General features: G+C 77.8%; 7 protein-coding genes. 3 read left to right on the top strand and 4 right to left on the bottom strand.

Annotation, left to right across the window (positions count from 1 at the left end; genetic code table 11):
• The 3 genes from ACFWH7_RS20640 to ACFWH7_RS20630 form a co-directional block, all read right to left on the bottom strand.
• The coding region (locus ACFWH7_RS20640; RefSeq protein ID WP_378219492.1) for a DUF6912 family protein at window positions 1–276 on the bottom strand (276 nt) is incomplete at its 3' end.
• 4 nt (window positions 277–280) lie between these two features.
• Window positions 281–1,657, bottom strand: a complete 1,377-nt coding sequence (locus tag ACFWH7_RS20635) for a hypothetical protein (protein WP_378219490.1) — start codon at window positions 1,655–1,657, stop codon at window positions 281–283.
• A complete protein-coding gene (locus tag ACFWH7_RS20630) occupies window positions 1,654–2,355 on the bottom strand; it encodes a CpaB family protein (RefSeq protein WP_378219488.1) in 702 nt (233 codons plus the stop codon). The genes ACFWH7_RS20635 and ACFWH7_RS20630 overlap by 4 nt, the downstream gene beginning before the upstream one ends.
• Window positions 2,356–2,481: 126 nt before the next feature.
• Between ACFWH7_RS20630 and ACFWH7_RS20625 the strand changes: the two genes are divergently transcribed.
• Entirely contained in the window at window positions 2,482–2,697 is a 216-nt protein-coding gene (locus ACFWH7_RS20625; protein ID WP_087472469.1) for a helix-turn-helix domain-containing protein, read from the top strand.
• A 29-nt stretch (window positions 2,698–2,726) separates the two neighbouring features.
• Here ACFWH7_RS20625 and ACFWH7_RS20620 read toward each other — a convergent pair whose 3' ends face one another.
• Window positions 2,727–3,266: a hypothetical protein gene (locus tag ACFWH7_RS20620; RefSeq protein WP_378219485.1), complete on the bottom strand. Its 540-nt coding sequence runs from the start codon at window positions 3,264–3,266 to the stop codon at window positions 2,727–2,729.
• 167 nt (window positions 3,267–3,433) lie between these two features.
• Between ACFWH7_RS20620 and ACFWH7_RS20615 the strand changes: the two genes are divergently transcribed.
• Window positions 3,434–4,585 carry a LysM peptidoglycan-binding domain-containing protein gene (locus tag ACFWH7_RS20615; RefSeq protein ID WP_378219483.1) on the top strand — a complete coding sequence of 384 codons (1,152 nt, stop codon included), beginning with the start codon at window positions 3,434–3,436 and terminating at the stop codon, window positions 4,583–4,585.
• 28 nt (window positions 4,586–4,613) lie between these two features.
• On the top strand, window positions 4,614–5,207 hold the full coding sequence (locus ACFWH7_RS20610) for an Rv3235 family protein (RefSeq protein ID WP_378219481.1): 594 nt from the start codon (window positions 4,614–4,616) through the stop codon (window positions 5,205–5,207).
• Window positions 5,208–5,275: the final 68 nt, after the last annotated feature.

Below are 5,275 nucleotides of genomic sequence, written 5' to 3'. Positions count from 1 at the left end.
GCCCACGACCTGCACCGCGCCGTCGGGCACCTCGAGCGTCACGACGAGCCGCTGCCGCGGCGCGTCCGGGCGCGCCGCGACGAGCGCGAGCGAGTCGTCCGCCGCCTCGAGCGCCGCCGCGTACTCCAGGCCTTCCTCGTCCTCGTCGGGCAGCGCGCGCGTCAGCGCGGCGGTCACGGCGTGGGCGCCGCGCGGGGCGACGCTCCAGCGGGCGGCGTCGGCGGTCACGGTGACGGCGTCGAGCTCGTCGAGCGTCGCGGGGAGGTAGATGCGCATGGGTTCAGTGTGCCGCCTCCAGCGCGAGTCCGTGCGCCGCACCACGCCCGGGCGGCGCCGCCTCCCGCACGTGCGCGGCGAGCCGAGAGAGGGCGCGACGGGCGGGGCTCGCGGGCGCCGACTCCGCGAGCGTCCGGCCCTCGCGGAGGCCGACGTCGACCGCGGCGTCCTCGGGGACGACGTGCAGGTCGTCGACGCTCGCGTAGCGCGCCATCGCGTCGCGCACCGCCCGCTCGGGCCGGGGCCCGACGACGCTCGCGCGCACGCGGTTCACCACGACGACGCGCGCCGCGCCCACGCACGCACCCGTCTCGGCGAGCTCGTCGAGCGCCCGGACCAGACGCTGGAGCCCGACGGGGTCGCCCCCGCCGACGACGACCACGACGTCCGCGGCCGCGAGCGCGCTCCACGTCGCGTCGTTGCGCTGCGGGGCGCGGGTGTCGTACGTCAGGAGCTCGTCCCGCTCGATCCCGAAGCCGCAGTCGACGACCGTCCAGTCCGCGACGGACCGCGCGACCTCCCACACGGCGTCGAGCGACGCCCCGGGCAGCTCCGGCCACCGGGCAGCCCGGGTCAGGCCCGTGAGCACCCGGACCCGTGGCAGGACCGTCGGCGCCAGCGCGACCAGCCCCGCGCCGTCGAGCGCGCCCTGACCCGCGCTGCGGGCGGCCGCCGCCAGCCCCGGTGATTCGTCGAGCAGGCCGAGTCGCTGGGCGACGCTCCCGCCGTAGGTGTCCGCGTCGACGAGCAGGACCTCCGCGTCGGGCGCCGAGGGGACGACGGCAGGGACGTCCACGTCCGCGGAGCGCCGCTCCCGGCGAGCCGGACGAGCACGCCGCACAGGCGCCGGTCCCGCGAGCTCGGCGGCGAGGTTCGTCGCCACGGTCGTGCGGCCGGGTGCGCCGGTCGGCCCCCACACGACGACGGTCCGCCCGAGGCGGGGCTCCCGCCCCGGATCGGTGGCGCCGGCGTCGACGGGCCGCCGGGGGACTCCGGGCGCGCCCGTGGCCGCCTCGCGGGGTGGCAGGACGGACCGGACGACGTCGCACAGCGCGCCCGGCGCGGCGTCCAGGTCGACGACGGCGTCGACCCCGTAGGCCCGCACCCGTCCCTCCTCCCACGTCCCGGCCGGGGCGAGCGCGACGATCCGCACGTCGTGGGCGTGCAGGTCGACGACCGCCTGCCGGTCCAGCGCGGGCAGGTCGCACGACACGACGGCGACCCGACCCGCACCCGCCGCGGCCGCGGCGAGCAGCTCGACGACGTCGGCGCACCGCCGCGTGACCTGGAGCCCGGGAGCGGCGAGCGTCGTGACCACGTCGGCCTCGCGCGCGCCCCGGACCGCGCACAGGACGGTCGCGACCGTGGTCGCGCCGCTCATCCCGCAGCCCCGACCGGGACGAGCGCGATCGTCCCGTCCCCGGCCACCGCCGCGAGCACGGTCGGGAGGTCGTCGACGCCGACCAGGAGGTGGACGGTCGTCGGTCCGCCCACGACGAGGGTCCCCTCGCCCTCGTCGACCTGTGCGACGGTGACAGCCTCGACGAGCAGCTCGGGCTGCGGCGGCTCCTCCCCCGCGGCGGTGCCCGGCTCGGCACCGGCCGTCGGGGCGGGAGCCTCGGGGACGTACCAGACGTCGACCGCCGCCCCGGCGACGATCCGCTCCGAGAGGCCCGTCGTCACGGGGACCGCGACGGCGCGCACCGCGAGGTCGGCGGCCGCGCCGAGCGACGACGCGGGGACCAGCTCGCCCGCGGCGACGGTCCGCAGGACGACGGCCTCGTCCGAGAGCCCGTCGGCCACGAGGAGGTAGCGGTCCGTCTGCGTCCCGAGGCGCACCTCGACCGCGCGCAGGTCCGCCGCGGTCACGGTCGTCCCGGGCGTCAGCGCCGCCCCGGCCGCGTAGACGGTGACGGTCCGGCTCGCGGTGCTCACGGCCCACGACCCGAGGGCCACGGACAGCGCCACCACCACGATCCCCACGAGGAGCCGCGGGTCCTTCCAGCCCGGCCGCCTCAGGCGCGCGGCGGGCCGTGGTGCCGGCTCGACCCGCACGGGTCGTTCCGTGGTCGTCGTCATCGATCTCCCCCTTGGTCGTCCGGCACGTCAGCCGTGCCGCGGCTTCATGATCCCCGGTCTGCGCCACCCGTGGCAGGGCCTGTGGACGAGCGCCGAGGCGCGGCGCGCGCGTGCCAGACTGACGCCATGGCCCAGCGGTTCCTCACCCTCGCCGACGTCACGGACGAGCTCAACATCTCCGCGGCGCAGGCGTACGCGCTCGTCCGCTCCGGCGAGCTCCCCGCGATCCAGGTCGGCGGCCGGGGGCAATGGCGCGTCGAGGTCAGCGAGCTCGAGGCGTACATCCAGCGGATGTACGCGCAGACGCGCCAGCGCATCGAGGCCGGCGACTTCGACGGCTGAGCGACCGCCGCGCTCCCCCTGCAAGCTCCTCACCGCGGGCCGAACCCCGTCTCCGACTCGCTGACGCACAGGACGGCGGACCAGGGCACGACCCGCGAGCCGTGCCCGTCGCCCGGGGCGACCTCCAGGTCGACGTGGTCCTTGCCGACCCGCGCGACCCACCCGGGAAAGGTCCCGGCGGGGGTCCGCACCTGGACGGGCCGACGGTCGCGCATGAGCGCACGCAGGGCGTGGCCGAGGCCCAGCCGCGCCGACCTCGCCGAGGGCGCGGGCTGGGCATGGCGGCCGAGGCCCTGGACGGCGGAGATCGCGCCGGTCGGGACGAGGTGCTGACGCCGGGCATCGCCCACGAGCACCCATTCCTCCGCCGCCTCGCGCAGCTCTCCGGTGACGGCCGACCCGTCGCGCAGCTCGAGCGTGACCGTGCCGGGCGTGCCGCGCAGCCGCTCGACGAGCGTGATCGTCGCGTGCTCCGCGCGGGTGAGGTCGGCGACGGCGGCGGCCCGGTCCTGCGACTCCGCGGCGGCGAGCTGCGCCGCGAGGTCGTCGAAGAGGGCGTCCCATCGCACCGGGACACCGTAGCGGTCCCCCACTCCTCCGGTCCGCGCCCTGTCCACATCACGAGAAGCCCTCTGGACAGGAGCAACCGGGCGCGCTTAGATCGCTCTGTCGTGATCAAACGACATCAAACGACATCAAGAGCCGCCAATGACAGGCGGCGACGCAGGGGGCACCGATGGACCGTCGTACCGCCGTACCCGCACGAGCCGGAGGCGTCACCGTCCTCCTCGCGCTCCTCCTCGTCATGGGCGGCGCCGTGACGGCGCTCGCGCTGCGCGCCGCGCACCTCGTGGGCACCCTCCCCGCTGCTCGCCCCGAGCCCTACGTCGAGCTTCTCGCCGTCGCGATCGGGGCCGCGGCGGCCACCTGGGTGGCCGCCAGCGCCCTCCTCGGCCTGGGCTGCGTCGTCGTGCGCGCCGTAGGCCGCTCGTGGGGAGCCGGGGAACGGCTCCTCCTGCGCGCGGCGCCCGCCGTCGTCCGCCGGGCCGCGCGGGCAGGCGTGGGGCTGACCGTGGGTGCGGGCCTCGTCCTCGCCGGAGGCACCGCGCAGGCCGCCGCCCCCCCCCCCCCCCCCCCCCGGGGGGGGGGGGGGGGGGCGGGGGGGGGGGGGGCCGCCCCCCCCCCCCGACACGCGGGGGGGGCGGACCCCCCGCCCCACCCCCCCGACGGCGCCCCCGCGCCGGCCGCCACGACCCCGGACCTCGACCCCGGGGCCGTGGCGGTCGACCTGGGATGGCAGGCCTCGACCCCCGCTCCCGAACCGGCCGGGCCGGCGCAGCCCGCTCCCCTCCCGACGGACGTCTCCTCACCCGCGCCACCGCACGCTCCCTCGGCCCTGGCGACGACCTTCGACCAGCCCGTGCCGATGATCGCCGCCCCGACCGCGGGACCGGCCGACCACGCGTCCTCCGCACCGGCCGCGCCGTCGATGCCGTCGGTCACCCCGGACGCGCCGAGCACAGCCCCGAGCGGGCCGTCGGACCCGGCTCCGGCACAGGCGGCGGCACACGAGACGGCACCTGGAACCGCGACGTCGACGGGTCCGTCGGCTCCCGCACGTGCGCCGGGGGCCCGGAGCGCCTCGACCGAGCAGCGCGACGCCGCGCTCACGGTGGTGCGGGACGTCGCCGCGGACGAGCCGCGCGAGGTCGTCGTCGTGCGCGGTGACTCGCTCTGGTCGATCGCCGCACGCCACCTCCCGGACGGCGCGTCGGACGCGCAGGTGGCCGACGCGGTGCAGCGCTGGTACGCCGCGAACGTCGGGGTCGTCGGCGACGACCCCGACCTCGTCCGCCCGGGCCAGGTGCTCGTCGCACCGACCTCCTGACGATCACCCGCCGCGAAGGAGCCCCACCATGACCGCTCCCCTGCTGACCACCACCGACGCCACGACCGACGTCGCCGCCCCACCACGCCGTCGGGCCGCCCCGGCCGCGCCGCCCGACCGGCCCGCGCCACCCGCCCGCTCCACGAGCGTGCCCGCCGACCTGCCCGCTCGCCTGCTGCGCTGCGTCGGCGAGCGTCCCGTCCCGACGATGGACCTGACCGACGTGACGACCGCGCGGGTACCGCAGCACGTCGTGCGGGGACGCCCGCTCGCACCCCCGACGGCACCGCTCCCGCTGCCGGACCCGACGGCCCTGTGCTGCGCCGTCGTACGTGCTGCCGTCGAGGTCGTGCGCGGCGAGCGCACCGTGGGCCAGCTCGCCCGGTGGGTGTCGCCCGAGATCTACGAGACGCTCGCGCGGCGGTCGCGGCTCGTCGCCGAGGGCCCACGCGCGACGACGACCCGGCCCGTCACCGTGCGCCGCGCCCGGGTGCTGCGGATCGGCGAGGGCGTCGCGGAGGGCACGGTCGTGGTCGAGGACGGTGACCGCGTGCGGGCCGCCGCGGCACGGCTCGAGGCGCGCCGCGGCACGTGGCGCGTGGTCGCGCTCGAGATCGGGTGACCGGGCGCCGGTCGATTTTAAACAAAAGACGAGTCCGACGCTATTTGTGGGGGATTTATAGGTGTGGG

Source organism: Cellulosimicrobium cellulans, assembly GCF_042723955.1.
Classification (GTDB): Bacteria; Actinomycetota; Actinomycetes; order Actinomycetales; family Cellulomonadaceae; genus Cellulosimicrobium; species Cellulosimicrobium cellulans_H.
Note: the sequence above shows the minus strand (reverse complement) of the source record. Positions and strands in the feature narration are given on the sequence as shown.

What these genes read in the sequence shown, in the direction of transcription:
- ACFWH7_RS20630 (WP_378219488.1), bottom strand. Translation starts at nt 2,355, where the DNA reads ATGACGACGACCACGGAACGACCCGTGCGGGTCGAGCCGGCACCACGG.
- ACFWH7_RS20625 (WP_087472469.1), top strand. Translation starts at nt 2,482, where the DNA reads ATGGCCCAGCGGTTCCTCACCCTCGCCGACGTCACGGACGAGCTCAAC.
- ACFWH7_RS20615 (WP_378219483.1), top strand. Translation starts at nt 3,434, where the DNA reads ATGGACCGTCGTACCGCCGTACCCGCACGAGCCGGAGGCGTCACCGTC.
- ACFWH7_RS20610 (WP_378219481.1), top strand. Translation starts at nt 4,614, where the DNA reads ATGACCGCTCCCCTGCTGACCACCACCGACGCCACGACCGACGTCGCC.
- ACFWH7_RS20635 (WP_378219490.1), bottom strand. Translation starts at nt 1,657, where the DNA reads ATGAGCGGCGCGACCACGGTCGCGACCGTCCTGTGCGCGGTCCGGGGC.